The organism is Prauserella alba, assembly GCF_024171735.1.
Classification (GTDB): domain Bacteria; phylum Actinomycetota; class Actinomycetes; order Mycobacteriales; family Pseudonocardiaceae; genus Prauserella; species Prauserella alba.
Window position 1 is genome coordinate 882,095 of sequence record NZ_JAMTCH010000004.1, and the last position, 18,223, is coordinate 900,317.

At 68.8% G+C, this 18,223-nt stretch carries 17 protein-coding genes; 5 read left to right on the plus strand and 12 right to left on the minus strand.

Features of this window, described 5'->3' with window-relative positions; translation table 11 throughout:
- Positions 1-7 precede the first annotated feature (7 nt).
- The 3 genes from rpiA to LY12_RS12955 all read left to right on the plus strand — a co-directional run bounded on the left by rpiA (position 8) and on the right by LY12_RS12955 (position 2,372).
- Positions 8-769 (plus strand): ribose-5-phosphate isomerase RpiA, encoded by a 762-nt coding sequence (gene rpiA, locus LY12_RS12945; RefSeq protein ID WP_253856357.1) that lies wholly within the window; start codon positions 8-10, stop codon positions 767-769.
- The gene (locus LY12_RS12950; RefSeq protein ID WP_253856359.1) at positions 766-1,518 is read left to right on the plus strand and encodes an SDR family NAD(P)-dependent oxidoreductase; all 753 of its coding nucleotides are present in this window, start codon (positions 766-768) and stop codon (positions 1,516-1,518) included. The genes rpiA and LY12_RS12950 overlap by 4 nt, the downstream gene beginning before the upstream one ends.
- 125 nt (positions 1,519-1,643) lie before the next feature.
- Positions 1,644-2,372 carry an MIP/aquaporin family protein gene (locus tag LY12_RS12955; RefSeq protein WP_253856361.1) on the plus strand — a complete coding sequence of 243 codons (729 nt, stop codon included), beginning with the start codon at positions 1,644-1,646 and terminating at the stop codon, positions 2,370-2,372.
- 77 nt (positions 2,373-2,449) lie between these two features.
- Here LY12_RS12955 and LY12_RS12960 read toward each other — a convergent pair whose 3' ends face one another.
- The 12 genes from LY12_RS12960 to LY12_RS13015 all read right to left on the minus strand — a co-directional run bounded on the left by LY12_RS12960 (position 2,450) and on the right by LY12_RS13015 (position 14,469).
- Positions 2,450-3,232, minus strand: coding sequence for a sulfite exporter TauE/SafE family protein (locus LY12_RS12960; protein ID WP_253857345.1), 783 nt, complete (start codon positions 3,230-3,232; stop codon positions 2,450-2,452).
- Between the two features lie 75 nt (positions 3,233-3,307).
- On the minus strand, positions 3,308-3,901 hold the full coding sequence (locus LY12_RS12965) for a rhodanese-like domain-containing protein (protein ID WP_372493506.1): 594 nt from the start codon (positions 3,899-3,901) through the stop codon (positions 3,308-3,310).
- Positions 3,902-3,939: 38 nt separating this feature from the next.
- On the minus strand, positions 3,940-5,358 hold the full coding sequence (locus LY12_RS12970; RefSeq protein WP_253857349.1) for an MBL fold metallo-hydrolase: 1,419 nt from the start codon (positions 5,356-5,358) through the stop codon (positions 3,940-3,942).
- 249 nt (positions 5,359-5,607) lie between these two features.
- A complete protein-coding gene (locus tag LY12_RS12975; protein WP_253856363.1) occupies positions 5,608-5,877 on the minus strand; it encodes a metal-sensitive transcriptional regulator in 270 nt (89 codons plus the stop codon).
- A 473-nt stretch (positions 5,878-6,350) separates the two neighbouring features.
- Positions 6,351-7,010 (minus strand): hypothetical protein, encoded by a 660-nt coding sequence (locus tag LY12_RS12980; protein ID WP_253856365.1) that lies wholly within the window; start codon positions 7,008-7,010, stop codon positions 6,351-6,353.
- A gap of 88 nt (positions 7,011-7,098) precedes the next feature.
- Positions 7,099-7,770, minus strand: a complete 672-nt coding sequence (locus tag LY12_RS12985) for a GntR family transcriptional regulator (RefSeq protein ID WP_253856367.1) — start codon at positions 7,768-7,770, stop codon at positions 7,099-7,101.
- Between the two features lie 82 nt (positions 7,771-7,852).
- Entirely contained in the window at positions 7,853-9,343 is a 1,491-nt protein-coding gene (locus LY12_RS12990) for an FAD-dependent oxidoreductase (RefSeq protein ID WP_253856369.1), read from the minus strand.
- The gene (locus tag LY12_RS12995; protein ID WP_253856370.1) at positions 9,336-9,674 is read right to left on the minus strand and encodes a (2Fe-2S)-binding protein; all 339 of its coding nucleotides are present in this window, start codon (positions 9,672-9,674) and stop codon (positions 9,336-9,338) included. The genes LY12_RS12990 and LY12_RS12995 overlap by 8 nt, the downstream gene beginning before the upstream one ends.
- Entirely contained in the window at positions 9,671-10,825 is a 1,155-nt protein-coding gene (locus tag LY12_RS13000) for an NAD(P)/FAD-dependent oxidoreductase (RefSeq protein ID WP_253856372.1), read from the minus strand. Before LY12_RS13000 ends, LY12_RS12995 begins: the two co-directional genes overlap by 4 nt.
- 56 nt (positions 10,826-10,881) lie before the next feature.
- A complete protein-coding gene (locus tag LY12_RS13005) occupies positions 10,882-11,883 on the minus strand; it encodes a proline racemase family protein (RefSeq protein WP_253856374.1) in 1,002 nt (333 codons plus the stop codon).
- A gap of 48 nt (positions 11,884-11,931) precedes the next feature.
- Positions 11,932-13,431 (minus strand): aldehyde dehydrogenase (NADP(+)), encoded by a 1,500-nt coding sequence (locus LY12_RS13010; protein ID WP_253856375.1) that lies wholly within the window; start codon positions 13,429-13,431, stop codon positions 11,932-11,934.
- A 132-nt stretch (positions 13,432-13,563) separates the two neighbouring features.
- Positions 13,564-14,469, minus strand: coding sequence for a dihydrodipicolinate synthase family protein (locus LY12_RS13015; RefSeq protein WP_253856376.1), 906 nt, complete (start codon positions 14,467-14,469; stop codon positions 13,564-13,566).
- A gap of 367 nt (positions 14,470-14,836) precedes the next feature.
- Between LY12_RS13015 and LY12_RS13020 the strand changes: the two genes are divergently transcribed.
- Both LY12_RS13020 and LY12_RS13025 read left to right on the plus strand, forming a co-directional pair.
- A complete protein-coding gene (locus tag LY12_RS13020) occupies positions 14,837-16,291 on the plus strand; it encodes an alanine/glycine:cation symporter family protein (RefSeq protein WP_253856377.1) in 1,455 nt (484 codons plus the stop codon).
- 310 nt (positions 16,292-16,601) lie between these two features.
- Complete coding sequence (locus LY12_RS13025) at positions 16,602-18,113, plus strand: SLC13 family permease (protein WP_253856378.1); 1,512 nt, start codon at positions 16,602-16,604, stop codon at positions 18,111-18,113.
- The last annotated feature ends 110 nt before the right edge of the window (positions 18,114-18,223 follow it).

The following is an 18,223-nucleotide window of genomic DNA, read 5'->3' on the forward strand; positions in this document are numbered from 1 at the left end:
GAAGTTCATGGAACCACGCACGTCACAGGACACCGCCAAGGTGGTCTCGGGAACCGCCGCCATCGACGCCTACGTGTCCGACGGCATGATCATCGGCCTGGGATCCGGCACGACATCGCATTGGTTCGTCCGCAAGCTGGGCGAAGCCGTCGCCGGCGGCCTGGATGTCATCGGGGTGCCGACGTCGACCGGCACCAGAGACCTGGCTCTGGAGGTCGGCGTCCCACTGACGACGCTCGAAGACGTCGAGCACCTCGACGTGACCATCGACGGCGCGGACGAGATCGACGGCGACGGCGCCATGATCAAGGGCGGCGGCGCGTGTCTGCTGTGGGAGCGGATCGTGGCCGATGCCTCCCGCCGCATGGTCGCCGTGGTGGACGAGTCCAAAGTGGTCGAGACCCTCGGTGCCTTCCCCCTGCCCATCGAGATCGTGCCGTTCTCGTGGGAGTCGACACGTCGTTCGGTCGCCGCGCTGCTCGAGCGGCTCGGCTACCGGAACCCGGACCTGCCCCTGCGCATGAACGGTCACGAGCCGGTGGTGACCGACAGCGGGAACTACCTGATCGATGCCCACCTGCAGCGGATCCTCGACCCCGTCGCGTTGGACGGCCAGCTCAACTGGATCCCGGGGGTCGTGGAGAACGGGCTGTTCACCGGGATCGCCGACGAGATGGTGATCGGCCGCGCCGACGGAACACACGAGATCCGAGATGTCAGTTCCGCGCCGTCGGCGCGGCCCTCGACGACCGGTAGGGAGACGAAGTGACCAACCCGTACACGCTCGAAGGCAGGACCGCACTGGTCACCGGAGGCGCGCAGGGCATCGGCGCCGCGATCGCCAAGGGACTGTGCGACGCAGGCGCCCGGGTGTTCGTGTGCGATCTCGACGCCGACGTCGGCAAGGCCACCGCCGAGCAACTCGGGGCGGAATTCGTGGCGGCCGACGTGACCGACTCGACGAGCATCGACGCCGCAGTCGACCACGTCGTGCAGACCGCGGACTCGCTCGACGTCGCGGTCAACAATGCAGGCATCGTTCACAACCACCCGAGCGAGCACCTGAGCGACGAGGACTGGCGCCGGGTTCTGTCGGTGAACCTCGACGGCGTGTTCTACTCCTGTCGCGCCGCGGGCAAGCGCATGCTGGAGCAGGGCTCGGGCAGCATCATCAACACCGGCAGCATGAGCGGGCACATCGCCAACCGCCCGCAGCCGCAGTCCGCCTACAACGCCGCGAAGGCCGCGGTCGTCCACCTGACCAAGTCGCTCGCAGGTGAATGGTCCGACCGCGGGGTCCGGGTCAATTCCGTCTCACCGGGATACGTGGGCACCGAACTGACCAAACGCGGCATGAACAACGACGAATGGCGCCGCGCATGGCTCGACGGCACGCCGATGGGCCGGGTGGCCGAGCCTCGCGAGATCGCACCGGCCGTGGTGTTCCTGGCTTCCGAGGCAGCCAGCTTCTGCACCGGTACGGACCTCGTCGTCGACGGCGGCTACACCGTCTGGTGAGTTCTCACCGCCACCCGGCACATTTCTGACATTCTCATTTCCCACTGCTGACGCCCTGAGTCGCGCGCGTTTCCGAATTCGCGCGCCGATTCCGCGCGTCCCTGCGGTGACGTCAAGGAGGCTCGATGGGGAGCGTTCTCTTTTCCGAAACCATGGGCACCGCCCTGCTCGTCCTGCTGGGCTGCGGTGTCGGTGCCAACGTGAGCCTGGCGACGACGAAGGGGTTCGGCGGCGGCTGGCTGCTGATCAACTTCGGGTGGGGGCTCGCGGTGTTCGCCGGTGTGTACGCCGCGGCGTACTCCGGTGGGCACCTGAACCCCGCGGTGACGGCGGGCATCTGGGTCGCCGGTAACGACCTCGCACCGGGCGTTCCCGCGACGCCGTGGCACGTCGCGGTCTACCTTGCCGGGCAGCTGCTTGGTGCGATGCTCGGCGCCGTGCTGGTGTATCTGGCGTACAAGAAGCATTTCGACGCCGAGGAGGACCACTCCGGGACGTTGGGGGTGTTCGCCACCGGGCCGGCGCTGCGCACGCCGGGCTGGAACGTGGTGACCGAGGCCATCGGCACGTTCGTACTCGTGTACGTGGTGCTGGTGTTCGGCAACACGCCGACCGGGCTCGGCCCGTTGGCGGTCGCGTTGCTGGTCGTCGGGATCGGCGCGTCGCTCGGCGGCCCGACCGGTTACGCGATCAACCCGGCACGTGACCTCGGCCCGCGCATCGTGTACGCGCTGTTGCCGATGGGACGTCGTGAGGGCGCCGACTGGTCGTACAGCTGGATCCCGATCCTCGGACCGCTGCTCGGCGGAGCCGTGGCGGGACTCCTGTTCCACGTCACGCCCGTCGTCGTCTGACGGGGGCCGCATCGCCGAGCCCGCCGTGCGCCGATCCGCCGCACGGCGGGCTCGTCTTGTCGGCGAACCGCCTGCCGTCAGCCCACGACCGATGGGCCGGCGAAGGAAGCCGTCGCGACGAACCCCGCCACGGCCAGCACGACGACGGCGAACCAGCGGCGAACCGTGGACGCGTCGAGCTTGGCCGACCACCGTGCGGCCACGACCGACACGGCCAGCGCCGCACCGGCGAACAGCAGCAGGATCCGGTAGTCGATGTCACCGGCCGTGCCCGCGTGCGCGGTGAACCCGGCCACCGAGTTGATCAGAACGACCACCAGGGACGTCGCGACCGCCTGTTGGGCCCCCAAGCCCAGTAACAGGGTGAGGGCCGGTACGACGACGAAACCGCCGCCGACACCGAACAATCCCGTCAGCACCCCGACGGACGCACCCGTGAGCACCGATTTGGGAAGACAGGTGCGCCAGTTGATCCCACCCTGCACCGTGCGGCAGGCACCGGTCTGATTCTCGCCGCCACGCAGCATGCGCACAGCGACGACGATCATGAGCGCTGCGAACGCCAACAGCAGCCAGCGTTGTGGAAGGAGCTTCCCAAGGGTCGTGCCGCCGAAGGCGGCCGGGACACCCGCCGCACCGAACACCAACGCGACCGGCCACCGCACCGCCGTCCGACGCTCGCGTGGCAGCAGCGCTCCCAGCGAGGACAGTGCGACCACCACCAGCGACGCCGGAACCGCGGTCTCCCAGGGCAGTCCGACGCCGTAGACCAACGCAGGCACCGCGAGGATCGAACCACCGGCGCCGAGCAATCCCAACGCCAATCCGATGACGGCGCCGAACACCGCGGCCAACAGCAACGGAAACACCTAGCCGCCCAACGCGTCGGTCGGCAACCACCCGCGCGGTGTGCGAAGTCGTACCCACACCGGTAATCAGCCTCGGCCTTCGGCACCGTTGCGCTCGGTGAGGGCTTCGAGGAGCACGCGGTCGTCGGTGCGGCTGCGGTTGTGCGGCAGCAGTCCGAGCACGCGGGACATCGCACACGTGTTGCTCACCGCCGCGAACGTCAAGCCGGCACCGACGAACCCCGCGATCCACTTGAGCGGTTCGTAGGCGATGCTCGCCACCACGCCCGTGAGTACGAGCAACCCGGCGGCCAGCCGTACCTGTCGCTCCATGGCCCAGGTGCCGCGTCCGTGGTTGAGCTCCCCTCCCTGCTGTTCCCACCCGGCGATACCGCCGTGCAGGACGCTCAGCCGTTCCAGCCCGGCGTTCTCCAGCAGACCGCGTGCCTGCTCGGCACGGCCACCCGAGGCACACACGAGCACCACCGGGTCGCCGTGCCGGGCCGTGAGTTCCTCGCGGTGTTCCCTCAACAGATCGAGGGGGACGTTGTAGGAGCCCGGGATGTGCGACGAGGCGAACTCGCCGGGTGCGCGCACGTCGATCAGCCGGATCTGCGGATCGACGTCGCGCAATTCGCGGACCTGCGCGGTGTCCACGGTCTTCGGCAATGTTTGGGGCACTCCGGGGATACCTCCGCAATTCGTTCGGTGTCGTGCTGTCAGCTTCCGCCGGTCATCGGCACGTCGACCTGGGCAGCGGCGTCGAACATGTCGTCGATGAGTACGACCGTGCGGCCCGCGGCTTCGAGGAGCGACGCCGCGGCGGTGGCGCGGTAACCGCTTCCGCAATGCACCCAGACCGCGCCGGTGGGAACCTCGTCGAGCCGGTCCTTGAGCTCGTAGAGCGGCACATGCACGGCACCGGTGACGTGCCGGGCGCCGAACTCGTTGTTGGTCCGGACGTCCAACACCACCTCCGGCGCCGGAAGCCCGTTGGGATCCCCGCTCAGCGCCGCGGCCAAATCACCGAAGGTCGCGGTCGGAGTGCTGCGCACCTGATCCGGGTCGGCTGCCAGCTCCTTCGGAGTGCCGACCGCCGCCGCGGCGAACTTGTCGATGCCGATACGGGCCAGCTCGCGCTGAGCCTCGCCGACCTGCTCGCGCGACTCGCCCAGCAGGGTGATCGGGGCGCCCCAGTCGATCATCCAGCCGAGCCAGGTCGCCATCGGCCCGTCCAGTCCGAGACTGACGGTTCCGGCGAGATGTGAGACGACGTAGGCCTTGCGGGACCGCAGGTCGACGACCCATTCGCCGTGCTCAAGGCGACGCCGCAGCTCCTCCGGTTCGGCACGTGCCGGCTCGCGCAGGTCCAGCGGTTCCGGCCCACTGGTGTTCTGCACACCCATGTGCGCGTAGTACGCCGGATAGGCGTCGAGCCCGGACAGGGTCTGTTCGACGAACTCGCCCTCCGACAGCGTCAGCGCCGGGTTGATGCGCTTCTGCTCCCCCAGGGTTGCCGAATCGCCCGAGGCCTGTGTGGCCGAGCAGAAACTGCCGAATCCGTGGGTCGGCCAGATCTGGGCGCCGTCAGGCAGGTTCGCCGCGAGCCGCCGCGCAGAAGCGTGCTGATGACGCGCCAGATCCTCACTGTGCTGCTCCCCCAGCAGGTCGGTGCGCCCGGTGGTGCCGAACAGCAGCGATCCGCCGGTGAACACGCCAACCGGTCCGTCCTGGCCTTCCAGCGCATAGGAGAGGTGGTGGAACGTGTGCCCCGGAGTGGCCACCGCCCGCACCCGCATCCGCGCCGAGACTTCCACGACCTCGCCGTCCGACAGCGGCCGCCGGTCGAACGGCACCTCGTCGGCCGCCGACAGTCCGTAGTCCGCCCCGGTCAGCCGCGCCAGTTCGAGACCACCGGACACATAGTCGTTGTGCACGTGCGTCTCGAGCACCAGCACGATCTGGACGCCGAGCCGCCCGGCGGCCGCGATCACACGGTCGACGTCCCGCTGCGGATCGACGACCACGGCGACCTCGCCGTCGGTGGCGAGATAGCTGCGATCCCCCAGCGACGACGTCTCGATCACCTCGACGGCCAGGCCGCCCACCTGCTGTTCGGGCTCCTTCGGCGTATCCATCGTCGTCACCGCCGGTCTCCCCTTTCCATCTCGTGTCCTGTTTCGATCCACCCCGACGCCCCACACGCGGAGAAACAGCGCGTACCGGGCATCCGGGTACTGGGCTGCGGGTACCACGGCACCTTGCTGCGAAGGCATCGTCGGCGATGGCCGACCGCTTGCCGACCGGCCCTGCGATTAAACCCCTGGGGGTATTCAACCAATGTGCAACGCCGACGCCGCCGACGGGGCACCGCGGACATGTCCCGCTCAGGCGAGTGCGAGGAACAAGCGTTCCAGTTCCTGCTCGGTCATCGGCGGTTCGTCACCATCGTCGCGAGCCTGCTGACAGTGCCGCATGCCACTGGCCACGATCCTGAATCCCGCCCGGTCCAGCGCACGGGAAACAGCTGCGAGCTGCGTCAACACCTCGGCACAGTCGCGGCCCTCCTCGATGGCTTCGATCACACCACCCAACTGCCCCCTGGCCCTGCGCAACCGTGTCAGCGCGTCGCCCACCATCTCCGGCTTCATCTCCACGACGACCATCTCCCTTCTCTCGCCACAACGTAATAAACCCCCTGGGGTATTTCAACCACAAGGAGGGAGCCGCCAAGGCCCGGCGAGAGCCGGCTGGTCCGAGAAACCGAACGCCCGCAGGCGTTGTCGCCAGCCGTTCGGTGGCGGCACCGCGCCGTCCGAAACGAGGCGCCGACCAGCGCGCCGCACGGGCGATGGTCGCCGAACCGCCGGGCACGCGGACTTCCGTCTACGAGCCCGCGTACCCGTCCGTATCCGACGCGTCGTCACCACACCGCATGTGAAGCACGAACCCACGGCCCCGCAACGCATCCGGCCGGCCAGCAGAGTCCACATCGGACAATCAAGGTGTGCTGTCCCGTCGCGGGGTCGCCACGCGGATCGCCGACGGTCAAGTCCGAGCAGCGTGAGGTTCCGGCACCCGTGCCGCCCGAGCCGGGCGCACGTCGGGAGACGCCGTCAGCGGGGCCGCATCATCCGGCGGCCGCGACGATGGCCGCCAGATCGTCGGCGAGGTTCCGGGTCGAGTAGCGCTCGAGGTCCTCGTCGTCGAGGCTGCTCACTTCGAGCTGAACGAGTGCCGAGGAATCACGGTCGGCGAGCACCGCCGTGTAGGCGCTGCCCGCCTTCGGGTTGGTGATGTAGTCGGTGACGAGGACGTGCACCTCCGCACCCCGGGCGGTCAGCGTTTCCGTGGTGTTGTCCTGCACGGAACTGTCACCGGTGGCGAGGAAGCCCTCCACGTACTCGTCGACCGCCGCGGCGTCGTCGAGCCGGACCAGCGACAGCGACGAGGCGATGTGGTCGTCGGTCTCGGTCTCACACCGGTAGCGGTAGCCGGTTTCGCCGCCCTCGGGACCCCAGCCCGCACCGTCGGACGTGAACGGTTCCCCCTCCAGGGTCGCCCCGTCCGGGAGCACGAGGCAATCAGTGCCGTGTTCGACGGTCAGTACGCCGTTCGCCTGCCCCTTGGAACCTTCCCAACCGTCGGCCGTAGCCGTCAGCCAGTGCTGCGGAACCCCGTCGACCGTGTCGCCCTGCTGTTCGCCCTCGTTCGAGCCGCCACAGCCCGCGAGCGCGGGAATCAGGAGCCCGACGGCCAGCGCACCCCGCCATGAAACGAACGTCTTCATGATCGTGACCTTAGCGGCGCGACCGCGACGTTTCGGCCGAAACGAGTGAAAAGGAACGCCGACCGGCCGGGGCAGGTGGCCGCCGGGGTCAGTCGGCCGGTTCCGGACCAGGGCTGGCCCAACGCCCCCGGACCTGGCTGATGTGGGCTCGCATCTGCGACTCGGCTTGGTGTTGGTCACGTGCGTGGAGCGCGTCGACGATGTCGTGGTGCTCACGTGCAACGTCGACCAGCTCGCCTCGCTCACGCAGCGCGGCCAAGCCGAACAGGCGGGTGTGGGCACGCAGGTCGGACACGAGGTTGGTCATGCGCGGATTGTCGGCGTACGAGAGCAACCGCAGGTGGAACACGCGGTCCGCCTCGGTGTACTCGACCAGGTCACCGGCCTCGGCCGCGGTGACGATGTTCTGGGCGAGCTCCCTGAGCTCGGCGAAGTCGGCGTCCGGGATGATCGGCGTGACCTTGCTGACCGCCGGGGGCTCGATGAGCAAGCGGATCTCGGTGATCTGATCCAGATCGGTCTCGCTGACTTCCGTCACCCGGAAACCCTTGTTGGGCACGATCTCGACGAGTTCCTCGCGCACCAGGTCGAGCATGGCCTCACGGACCGGAGTGGCGGAGACGCCGAACCGCGTACCGAGGGAAGGCGCCGAGTACACGACGCCGGGCTCCATCTCACCGGAGATGATCGCCGCCCGCAGCGCCCGCCCGACGCGGTCACGCATGCTGACCTTCTCCATCTGAACCAGCTTCGGAGCCACCACTACCTCCACGATCTAGTCACGGTCATGGTATGTGACGTCGCACAGCCGGTGCCGCGAGTGCTCACCCCGCGGTCTCGGTTCACTCGTATCGCGGACTCTCCGCGAGCTGCTCGAGCGAGACGGGTGCGGTGAAGGGCTGCTTGGCCGTCGGCCGGAGGTCGTCGGCGGTGAGCGCCCTGCCCTCCGTGGCGGCGGCGAGCTTCGCCGAGGCGAAACCGCAGACGCGGCCCTGGCACCAGCCCATCCCCGGACGCGCCATGAGCTTGACCGTACGGGCGTCGCCGGCCCCGAGTTCGTCGCGGGCACCGCACACCTGCCGATAGCTGACCTCCTCACAACGGCAGACCGTGGTCTCCGGGCTCAACCATTCGTGCCAGTGGCGGGGAACCGGGTGGGCGGCGTGCATGGCTGCGGCGAAGCGCCGATGCCGAGTGATGCGTTTCTGCAGTGTCCGCACGTTTCCCTGGGATACCGGTGCGCGCTGGTCCCGTGCGGTCATCAGGCCCGCGAGTTCGCCTTCGGCGACCGCCAGCATCGCGCCCCCGACGCCGGTGGCCTCGCCGGCCACGTAGACCCCGGGCACCGTTGCGCGCTGCTCGTCGTCGACGACCGCGACAAGCGAATCGTCGATGTCCTTGCGGGTCGCCGCACCCGTCGCCGAGACGAGCTCCAGCGAGGGCGTGAAACCCCATCCGAGTGCGACGAGGTCGACGTCCGCCGTGCCCGCGTCCTCGCGGATGCGCCCCTCCCGATCCAGCCGCGACAGTTCGACGGACCGGACGGCTTCGGTGCCGCGGATCGCGGTGATGGCCGTGCGCTGCCGGTACGGAATGCGATGGCGGATCAGCTCGGTGGCGTACTCGAGGGCCTCGCGCGCCTTGCCGGGGACCGCAGCGGCGGCCAGCGGATCCCGGGACCATCCGGTGATCGATCCGGCCTCGCAGACAGCCACGACGTCCGCACCGGCCTGAGCCAGGCCGGTGGCGACCGGCAGCAGGAACGGCCCGGTACCGGCGACGATCGCACGGCGGCCCGCCACGGTGCGATGCCCCTTGAGCAGGGCTTGAACCCCGCCCGCCGCCATCACACCAGGAAGATCCCACCCTGGGATCGGCAACTGGCGGTCGTACCCGCCGGGGCACAGGATCACCGCGTCGCCGGTGACCGCGTCGGGACCTTCGCCGCCGGTGTCCGCCCCGGCGTAGGACGTGGTCAGATGCAGGGTGTGGGCCGGCGGCTCGTCACCGACCGACGGACGCTCCACGAACCACACCTGGCGCCACGGCAGGTGGGTGATGCGCCGCCGCCGGACGAGCCCGTGAAGTCGGCTGCGCAAGGCCGTGAACGTGGACCAGTCGTGGTGGCCGAGCGATTCGTCGCCGCGAGGGGCGGTCTCGTCAGGATGGCGCCAGTATTGGCCGCCGGGCTGCCCTCCGGCGTCGACGAGCACGACCCGGCGCCCGGCCTCGGCGGCGGCGACGGCGGCGGCGAGGCCGGCCGGGCCTGCCCCGACCACGGCGACGTCGTAACGAGGGCTCGTGGATGCGGTGTCGCGGGGCCGCTCAGTCATCGGTGTCACCTGCCGTCTCGAAGGGGCCGTTGCCGGGCACGGTGCTCGACAGCGTCATGCCGGGCCGGGCGGGGACCAGGCAGGCGCGCTGGTTGGGCTCGCCGTCGACGGTGATCAGGCAGTCGTAGCAGACCCCGATCCCGCAGAACAGGCCGCGCGGTCGATGTCCGGTGCGGGTCGTTCGCCATGACCGGATCCCGGCATCGGTCAGTACCGAACCGACACTCTGCCCCGCGGTCGCCGGTAACGGGCGGCCGTCGAAGGCGACCTCGAAACGCTCGGGTTCAGCGGTCGCGTCGTCAGGGACGTCGTGCTGATGGGCGGGACTCATGATGCCTCCACGAGGTCGAAGCGCTCTGGCGCGAACGGAGTCAGATCGAGATCGGGTTCCCGGCCGGTCAGCTGCTGGACCAACAGTTTCGCCGAACCGACCGAGAGCCCGATGCCTGCGCCCTCGTGCCCCGAGGCGTGCCACAACCCGGGCGCACGCGGATCATGGCCGATCACGGGCAGATGGTCTGCGCAGTACGGGCGGAATCCGTGGTAATTGCGCATGATCTTGGTCTTCGCCAGCACGGGGTACAGGGTCAACGCCTTGGCCGCGATCTGCCGCAGCGCGGGCAACGACACGGTGGAGTCGAAGCCCACCCGCTCGCGGGAGGATCCGATGAGGATGGTGCCCGCCCTGGTGCCCTCGATGACCGTGGACGTCTGCAATCCCTCGTCGGACGAGGTGGTGCTGGCGACGTAGTCGCCGGAGTAGACCTTGTGGAACACCGTTCGCGGCAGCGGTTCGGTGATCAGCACGAACCCGCGGCGCGGAAGGATCGGCACCGACACTCCGGCGAGCCGCGCGATGTCACCCGCCCAGGTCCCGGCTGCGTTGATGACGTGGTCGGCGTGAATCGTGCCGCGGCTGGTGACCACACCGGCCACCGCGTCGCCGTCGCGGTGCAGGTCCGTGACCTCCGTGCGCGTCCAGATCCGGGCACCGCGTTCGCGGGCGATGCGGATGAGCTGCGCTGCCATGAGCATGGGCTGGACCTGGCAGTCCTGCGGGTAGTGGGCGGCGGCGGTGAGGTCCTCGGTGAGATGGGGTTCGTAGGCGTGCACCTCGTCGGCGGCGACGTCGGTGACGTCGATCCCGGCTTCGCGCTGACGCCCGGCTAGCTCGGCGAGATTCCGGGCACCGGACTCCGTGGCCGCGACGATCAAGCCGCCCTTGTTCTCGAACTCCCACAGATGGTTGTACGGGGCGAGGTCACGGCGCCAGACCTGATTGGAATACAACGCCAGGTCGAGTTCGTGGCCTGCCTCCTTGTCCGAGACCAGCAGATTGCCCTCGCAGGCACTGGTGGTCCCGCCCGCGATCTCGCCACGCTCGACGATGTGGACACGCAGGCCCTGTTCGGTGGCGAAATAGGCGCATGCCGCGCCGAGAGCACCCGCGCCGATGATGACGACGTCGGCGGTGTGGGCCATGGCTGCCTCCGGTTGTCGGTTCTGGACACGGGGACGTTTGCCGCGTGACTGCCGCTTCAGAGTTCGAAGCCTGCCGGGAACGGGTCGGAGGGGTCGAGCATGTACTGGGCGGTTCCGGTGACCCACGCACGTCCGGTGATCGTCGGGACCACGGCGACGCGCCCACCGATCTCGGTCTGCTCGACGAGCCTGCCCCGGAAGGTCGTGCCGATGAACGATTCGTTGACGAACTCGGTGTCGAGGGCGAGCTCGCCGCGGGCGTGCAGCTGCGCCATCCGGGCACTGGTGCCGGTGCCGCACGGCGAGCGGTCGAACCAGCCCGGGTGGATGGCCATCGCGTGCCGCGAGTGTGCGGCCGTCGAGCCGGGCGCCTTGAGATAGACGTGGTGACAGCCCGAGATGTCGGGACGTTCCGGGTGCACCGGCGGGGCCTGCTCGTTGACCGCCGACATGATGGCGAGACCGGCTTCGAGGAGCTGCTGTTTGGCCGACCGGTCGAACGGCAGACCCAGCTCGTCCAGGTCGACGATGGCGTAGAAGTTGCCGCCGAAAGCGATGTCGCAGCCGACCCGGCCGAAACCGGGAACGTCGACCCGCTGATCGAGGACGTGGCTGAACGAGGGCACGTTCTTGATCGTCACCGATTCGGCGTGCCCGTCGCGGACCGCGACGTCGGCGACAACCAGGCCTGCGGGCGTGTCGAGGCGAACCCGCGTGACGGGTTCGGTCACCGCGACCATCCCGGTTTCGACCAGAACCGTGGCGGTGCCGATGGTGCCGTGACCGCACATCGGCAGCAGTCCGGAGACCTCGATGAACAGCACACCCCAGTCGGCGTCCCCGCGAGTGGGCGGCTGCAGGATGGAGCCCGACATCGACGCGTGCCCACGGGGTTCGCACATCAGGAGGGTGCGCAGATCGTCACTGTTCTCGATGAACCACTTTCTCCGCTCGGCCATCGTCGCCCCGGGAATGACCCCGACGCCGCCGGTGACGACCCTGGTGGGCATGCCCTCGGTGTGGGAATCGACGGCGTGCAGGACACGACCGGTCCTCATCGACCGCTCCTCTCAGCTGCGAACCGGGCCGAGCCGGTTCGGGGTGAATCAGTTCTGCGGAACACCGTCGACCCGACGGGGGACGGGCGCGGCGGGGGAATCGCTCAATTCGTCGGGCAGCAGGTGCTGCGGATAGTTCTGGAACGCAACGGCGCGCAGGAAACGGTCGATCGCGGCGGTGCCGACCGAGGTGGTCGCCGGTGCAGTCGTTGCAGGGTACGGACCGCCGTGCTGCTGGGCGTAGGTCACCGAGACACCGGTGGGCCACTGGTTCCACAGCAGCCGGCCGGCCTTCTCGACAAGGACGCGCGTGAGATCGGCGGCCACGACGTCGGTCTCCTCCGCGATCAGCGTCGCGGTCAGCTGACCGCCGATGGCCCTGGCGACGTCGACGAGTTCCCGCTCGTCGTCGTAGGTGACCACCAGAGCGGCCGGGCCGAAGCACTCGGTGACGAGCGGGTCCGGATCGGCGAGCAACGTTGTGACGTGGGTGGCCAGCAGCGTCGGGGTCGGAGCCTCGCCCTCCGGCTTCGATCCGCGTCGCAGCACCTCGACCCCGGATTCCGTGCTCAGCCGCCGGAGAGTTTCGTGGTAGCCGGCCGCGATGCGGTCGCCGAGCAGCGGAGCCGACTGCGAGAGTTCGGCGTCGCGCAGCGCCTCGGTGACGGCGGCTCCGGACGGGACGAGCAGCAGGCCGGGCTTGGTGCAGAACTGCCCCGCGCCCAGCGTGAACGAGCCGGTGAACTCCGTGGCGATCTCGGCCCCTCGCGCCGCATCGGCCGCGCGAGTCACGAACACGGGGTTGACGCTGCCCAGTTCCCCGAAGAACGGGATGGGCTCGGGCCGCGAGCACGCGATGTCGAACAGCGCACGACCGCCCGCGATGGAGCCGGTGAAGGCGCCCGCCTTGACCTGCGCGTGCGAGAGCGCGACTCGGCCCGCCTCGGCACCCCATACGAGGTCGAACAGCCCGGCCGGGGCACCGGCCTTCTCCAGCGCGGCCTGCACCACGGCGCCGGTCGTCGCGGACAGATCCGGGTGCCCGGGATGAGCCTTGAGAATGACGGGACAGCCGGCGGCGAGTGCCGAGGCGGTGTCACCACCCGCGACACTGAAGGCGAACGGGAAGTTACTTGCCGCGAAGACCACGACCGGCCCCAGCGGCACCCGGGAACGGCGCAGCTCCGGCCGCGGCGCTCCCATCGGCCAGTCGGGATCGGCATTGTCGATCCGCGCGCCGAGATAGGAGCCCTCCCCGACCGTCTCGGCGAAGAGTCTCAATTGGAATGTCGTGCGTGCGAGCTCACCACGCAGCCGGCCCTCCGTGAGGTGGGTCTCGCGCTCCGCGATCGGGATGAGCACCGCAGCGGCGTCGTCGAGCGCGTCGGCCACGGCCTCGAGCGCACGACTGCGGTCGCCGCGGTCCCTGCTCGCCCAGACGCGGCCGGCCGCTGCGGAAGCGGCGACGATCCGATCGACTTCCTCGGCCGTGGTCGGTTCTTCCGGTGCCGCGAGCGCGCGAGCCGGATTCGTGTCGGTGGTCGTCATCGGTGGTGGTGCCTTTCCATGCGGTTACGCGTGGACGCGGTGGGGACGTCGAGGGCGCACCAGGGTGGCCGGTTCTCGCCGCTGGGCGCCGAACGTGGGCGGGACGGCGCGGTCCGTCCCGCCCACATCCGCTTACTTGTAGCCCTTGGCCAACACGTTCTTGGTATCGGCGACGACCCGCTCAGCGACCTCAGGGGACAGCGGCGACCGCGGCGGGCGGCACGGACCGCCCTTGCGGCCGGCCACGTCCATCGACAGCTTGATCGCTTGGACGAACTCGGTCTTGGAATCCCAGCGCAGCAGCGAGTGCACGTCCCGGTACAGCGGCAACGCCTTGGCGATGTCGGCCGCGTCGCCCGACGTGGCCAGGTTGTACAGCTCGAGACTCGCGGCCGGCAGCGCGTTGGGGTAGCCCGCGATCCAGCCGACGGCTCCAGCCAGACCCAGCTCGAGGACGACGTCGTCGGTGCCGACCAGCAGGTCGAGATCCGGTGCGAGCTCGGCGATCTCGTAGGCACGCCGGACGTCGCCGGTGAACTCCTTGACTCCGACGATGTAACCCTCCGAGTGCAGCTCGGCCAAGAGTGCCGGAGACAGGTCGATCTTGGTGTCGAAGGGATTGTTGTAGGCCACGATCGGAATGCCGACTTCCGCGGCAGCGCGGTAGTGCTCCACTATCGCCGCCTTGTCGGCGCGGTAGACGTTCGGGGGCAGCAGCAGGACCGAGTGCGCTCCGGACTCGGCGGCATGTTCCACCCAGCGGCGGGTTTCGAGGGCACCGTAGGCCGCGACGCCCGGCATGACGTGGAAACCGTCCGGGGCGGCCTCGATCGCGGTGGCCACCACGCGAGCCCGTTCCTCGGCGGTCAGCGTCTGGTACTCGCCCAGTGAACCGTTCGGCGTGATGCCGTGCATGCCGTTCGCGGCGAGCCACCGGACGTGCTCGGCGAAGCCGTCGTAGTCGACCGACAGGTCATCGTTGAACTGCAGGGCCGAGGCGACGTGGATGCCGTGCCAGGGCTTGAGCTGCTCGGTCATCGAGCCTCCCCTTCATTGGGAACGAAATGCAAAACAACCGTAGTATGTGACATTGCACTGTCATCCGCAAGGGTCCACTGCCCCTGGGTGCACATCGCCACCGCTTCGGAAGAAGCAGGGCCCGCGACCCTTGGGATCGCACAGCCGACGTGCAGCCGGCGCAGGGTGTCCTGTCGGCCGGTGCGACCTGCGACACCGATCCGTTGCGACACCGGTCCCGGGTACCGCGACTCCGGCGTGTCGCGACCCCACTCTGTGTCGCGACCCCACTGCGTCGCGATGTTTTTCGGCGCGCTCTGGACATCTCACGGTAGTGCAATGTTACATGGCACATCGCATTCGCCGACTCGACGAGGAGGACTCGCGAATGGAAGTGTTGACACAGATCAACGAGTGGCTCTGGACGCCACTGGTGGTCGTGGCGCTGGGCTTCGGACTGCTACTGACGTTCTTGACCCGATGCATGCAGATCCGACTGCTCCCGACGATGATTCGGCAGCTCGCGCGAGGGGAGCAGCAGTCCGGCGAGGGGATCTCCCCGTTTCAGGCCTTGTCGCTGGCCATGTCGAGCCGGGTCGGCGTCGGCAACATCGCCGGTGTCGCCACGGCGATCGCCGCAGGCGGCCCCGGAGCCCTGTTCTGGATGGCCGCGATGACCTTCCTGGGCGGGGCGACTGCTTTCGTGGAATCGACGCTCGCCCAGATCTTCAAGCGCCGTATCGACGGTCAGTTCCGTGGCGGCATGCCGTACTACATCGAGAAGGGCCTCGGACTACGGAAGGTCGCGGTCGGCGCGGCCGTCGTCGCGGCGCTGCTCTACGCGGTCCTCGCGCCCGGCATCCAGTCCAACGCCATCTCCAGCAGCTTCGACTCGGCCCTCGGCGTCGACCCGCTGATCAGCGCGGTCGTCATCACGGTGGCACTGGCGTTCATCATCATCGGCGGGCGGAAACGCATCGTGAAGTTCGTCCAGGTGATCGTCCCGTTCATGGCTGGTGCCTACATCCTGGCGGCCGTGGTCGTGCTCGCGTTCAACGTGACAGCGCTGCCTTCCGCCGTCGGGCTGGTGCTTTCGAGCGCATTCGGCGCCCACTCCGTGTACGGGGGCATTCTGGGAGCGGCGATCGCGTGGGGTGTGCGCCGCGCACTGTTCTCGAACGTCGCCGGTGTCGGCGAGGGCACCTACAGCGCCGCGGCCGCTCAGGTTTCCCACCCGGCCAAACAGGGTCTGGTGCAGTGCTTGTCCGTCTACATCGACACGTTGTTCGTCTGCATGGCCACCGGATTGATGATCATCGTGACCGGTGCGTACAACGTCGAGCCTGCGGAAGGACCCGCCCTGGCGTCGAACCTCCCCGGCACCGAAGCCGGACCTGCGTACACCCAGGCCGCGATGGACTCGGTGTCCGCAGGGGCTGGTGGTCCCTTCGTCGCGGTGGCGCTCGCGTTGTTCGCCTTCTCGACACTGGTCGCCTTCTACTACATCAGCGAAACGAATCTGGCGTACGTGCTCCGCCGGACCCCGACCGCGGCCACCGCCGTCCTGAAAGCCGCCCTCCTGACGATGACGTTCTGGGGCGCGGTGCAGTCCGCCGACCTGATCTGGGCGATCGGAGACATCGGCTACGCCTCGCTGGCCTGGGTCAACATGCTGTGCCTGCTGTTGCTGACGAAACCGGCCTTGCGGGCCCTGCGCGACTTCGACGCACAACGACGGCGAGGGCTGGATCCGACCTTCGACCCGGCCTCGATCGGCCTCGGCAACCTCGACTGTTGGGAACCCGAAGCCGGGCACAGCTCCGCGGCGCGCTCCGCCCGCTGAGAATCGTATCGCGACCGGAGACCCGCGTCCGATGCGCAGCGGACCGGGTCTCCCGAGAACCGGGCTGCCGGCACCTGGGTACCTACATCCGGCTATCTGCTTCCGGGATCCTGCATCCGGCGCCCCGGCCACTCACCCCTGAACCGACGGCCCCGGAGAAGGACCGACCTCGGTCGCCACGCGGTACCCGCACCACCTGGCGACCGAGGTCGATCGCCGCACTTCCTGCGACGAGGCAACGGGGCGGTACCGAATGGACACATCGGGAGCCGATCACGGTACATTTCCCGACCAGATCGGGAGGTGCTCCATGTCACAGACCAACAGTGAGTCGGGAACCGCGGTCGGCGAGGCGGATGCCGGCGGTGCCAATACGCGACGGTGGATCGGCTTGGGGCTCGCCCCCGTGCTCGCGGCCCTGTTGTACGTCGTGCTGCCGAACAGTCTGTCGGCGGACGGCAAGGCGGCCGCCGCGATCGCCCTGGTGATGGCCACCTGGTGGGTCACCGAGGCGATCCCCCTTGCGGCGACCGCTCTGTTGCCCCTGGTGCTGTTCCCGCTGTTCGGCGTCGCCGAGATCGACGACGTCACGGCGCCCTACGCGAGCGACATCATCTTCCTGTTCATGGGCGGGTTCATCATCGGCCTGGCAATGCAGCGCTGGGACCTGCACAAACGGTTCGCGTTGCGCACGGTGCTGCTGGTGGGCACGAGCCCCGTGCGGCTCATCGCCGGGTTCATGATCGCGACCGCGTTCCTGAGCATGTGGGTCAGCAACACCGCGACCGCGGTGATGATGCTACCCGTGGGCGTGTCCGTGCTCGCGCTGGTGCTGCAATTGGGTGACGGCAAGGGAGATCCGAACTTCGCCACGGCACTGATGCTCGGCATCGCCTACGCCGCGTCGATCGGATCGCTCAGCACGATCATCGGGACGCCTCCGAACGCCGTGCTGGTCGGCTATCTCAGCGAGCAGGGCATCTCGATCGGGTTCGGCCAGTGGATGCTGTTCGGCCTGCCGATCGCCGTCGTGTTCCTGTTCCTCGCCTGGCTGATCCTGGCCAAGGTGGTGTTCCGGCCGAAGCTCACCGAACTGCCGGGCGGCCGGGACCTGATCCGTGAGCAGCTCCACGAACTCGGCCCGATGTCACGCGGCGAGAAGAACGCACTCGGCGTGTTCGTCGGCGCAGCTGCGGCCTGGATCATCCTGCCGTTGCTGGCCGACGAGGAGATCATGGGCGGAGCCGCGCTCACCTGGCTGGAGTACGCCGATGACAGCGTGATCGCGATGATGGCGTCGGTCCTGCTGTTCATCCTGCCCGTGCGGCGCGGCATGCGGACCATGAACTGGGACACGGCCAAACAGCTGCCGTGGGGAATCCTGCTGCTGTTCGGCGGCGGTCTCGCACTGTCCAAACAGTTCGAGGAGACCGGATTCGCGACCTGGCTCGGTGACCAGGTCGCCAATCTCGACGTACTGCCGACGATCCTGTTCGTCGCCGCCGCGGTCGTGATCGTGCTGTTCATGACGGAGCTGACGAGCAATACCGCCATGGCCAGCATCTTCGTTCCCATTCTCGGCGCGGTCGCAGCCGGACTGGGCATGGACATCATGCTGCTCGTGGTGCCGGCGGCGCTGGCCGCCACGTGCGCCTTCATGCTGCCGGTCGCCACTCCGCCGAACGCGATCGTGTTCGGTTCCGGTCACGTCACGATCGGGCAGATGATCAAGGGCGGTGTCTGGCTGAACATCATCGGGATCGTGCTCGTGACACTGGGCGTCTACACGCTGGGCGGCTGGATCCTGGGCATCGGGTTGTAGCCCACGGGCCCGGACGACGGCGCGCACTCGCACGCGTGCCACACCCGGGAGGTCCGCTCCCGCAGGCGGCGGACCTCCCGGGTGTTCGAACGGATCGTGTTCGAACGTAT

What these genes read in the sequence shown, in the direction of transcription:
- LY12_RS13025 (WP_253856378.1), top strand. Translation starts at nt 16,602, where the DNA reads ATGTCACAGACCAACAGTGAGTCGGGAACCGCGGTCGGCGAGGCGGAT.
- LY12_RS12970 (WP_253857349.1), bottom strand. Translation starts at nt 5,358, where the DNA reads ATGGATACGCCGAAGGAGCCCGAACAGCAGGTGGGCGGCCTGGCCGTC.
- LY12_RS13000 (WP_253856372.1), bottom strand. Translation starts at nt 10,825, where the DNA reads ATGGCCCACACCGCCGACGTCGTCATCATCGGCGCGGGTGCTCTCGGC.
- LY12_RS12995 (WP_253856370.1), bottom strand. Translation starts at nt 9,674, where the DNA reads ATGAGTCCCGCCCATCAGCACGACGTCCCTGACGACGCGACCGCTGAA.
- LY12_RS13015 (WP_253856376.1), bottom strand. Translation starts at nt 14,469, where the DNA reads ATGACCGAGCAGCTCAAGCCCTGGCACGGCATCCACGTCGCCTCGGCC.
- LY12_RS13005 (WP_253856374.1), bottom strand. Translation starts at nt 11,883, where the DNA reads ATGAGGACCGGTCGTGTCCTGCACGCCGTCGATTCCCACACCGAGGGC.
- rpiA (WP_253856357.1), top strand. Translation starts at nt 8, where the DNA reads ATGGAACCACGCACGTCACAGGACACCGCCAAGGTGGTCTCGGGAACC.
- LY12_RS13010 (WP_253856375.1), bottom strand. Translation starts at nt 13,431, where the DNA reads ATGACGACCACCGACACGAATCCGGCTCGCGCGCTCGCGGCACCGGAA.
- LY12_RS13020 (WP_253856377.1), top strand. Translation starts at nt 14,837, where the DNA reads ATGGAAGTGTTGACACAGATCAACGAGTGGCTCTGGACGCCACTGGTG.
- LY12_RS12990 (WP_253856369.1), bottom strand. Translation starts at nt 9,343, where the DNA reads ATGACTGAGCGGCCCCGCGACACCGCATCCACGAGCCCTCGTTACGAC.
- LY12_RS12980 (WP_253856365.1), bottom strand. Translation starts at nt 7,010, where the DNA reads ATGAAGACGTTCGTTTCATGGCGGGGTGCGCTGGCCGTCGGGCTCCTG.
- LY12_RS12955 (WP_253856361.1), top strand. Translation starts at nt 1,644, where the DNA reads ATGGGGAGCGTTCTCTTTTCCGAAACCATGGGCACCGCCCTGCTCGTC.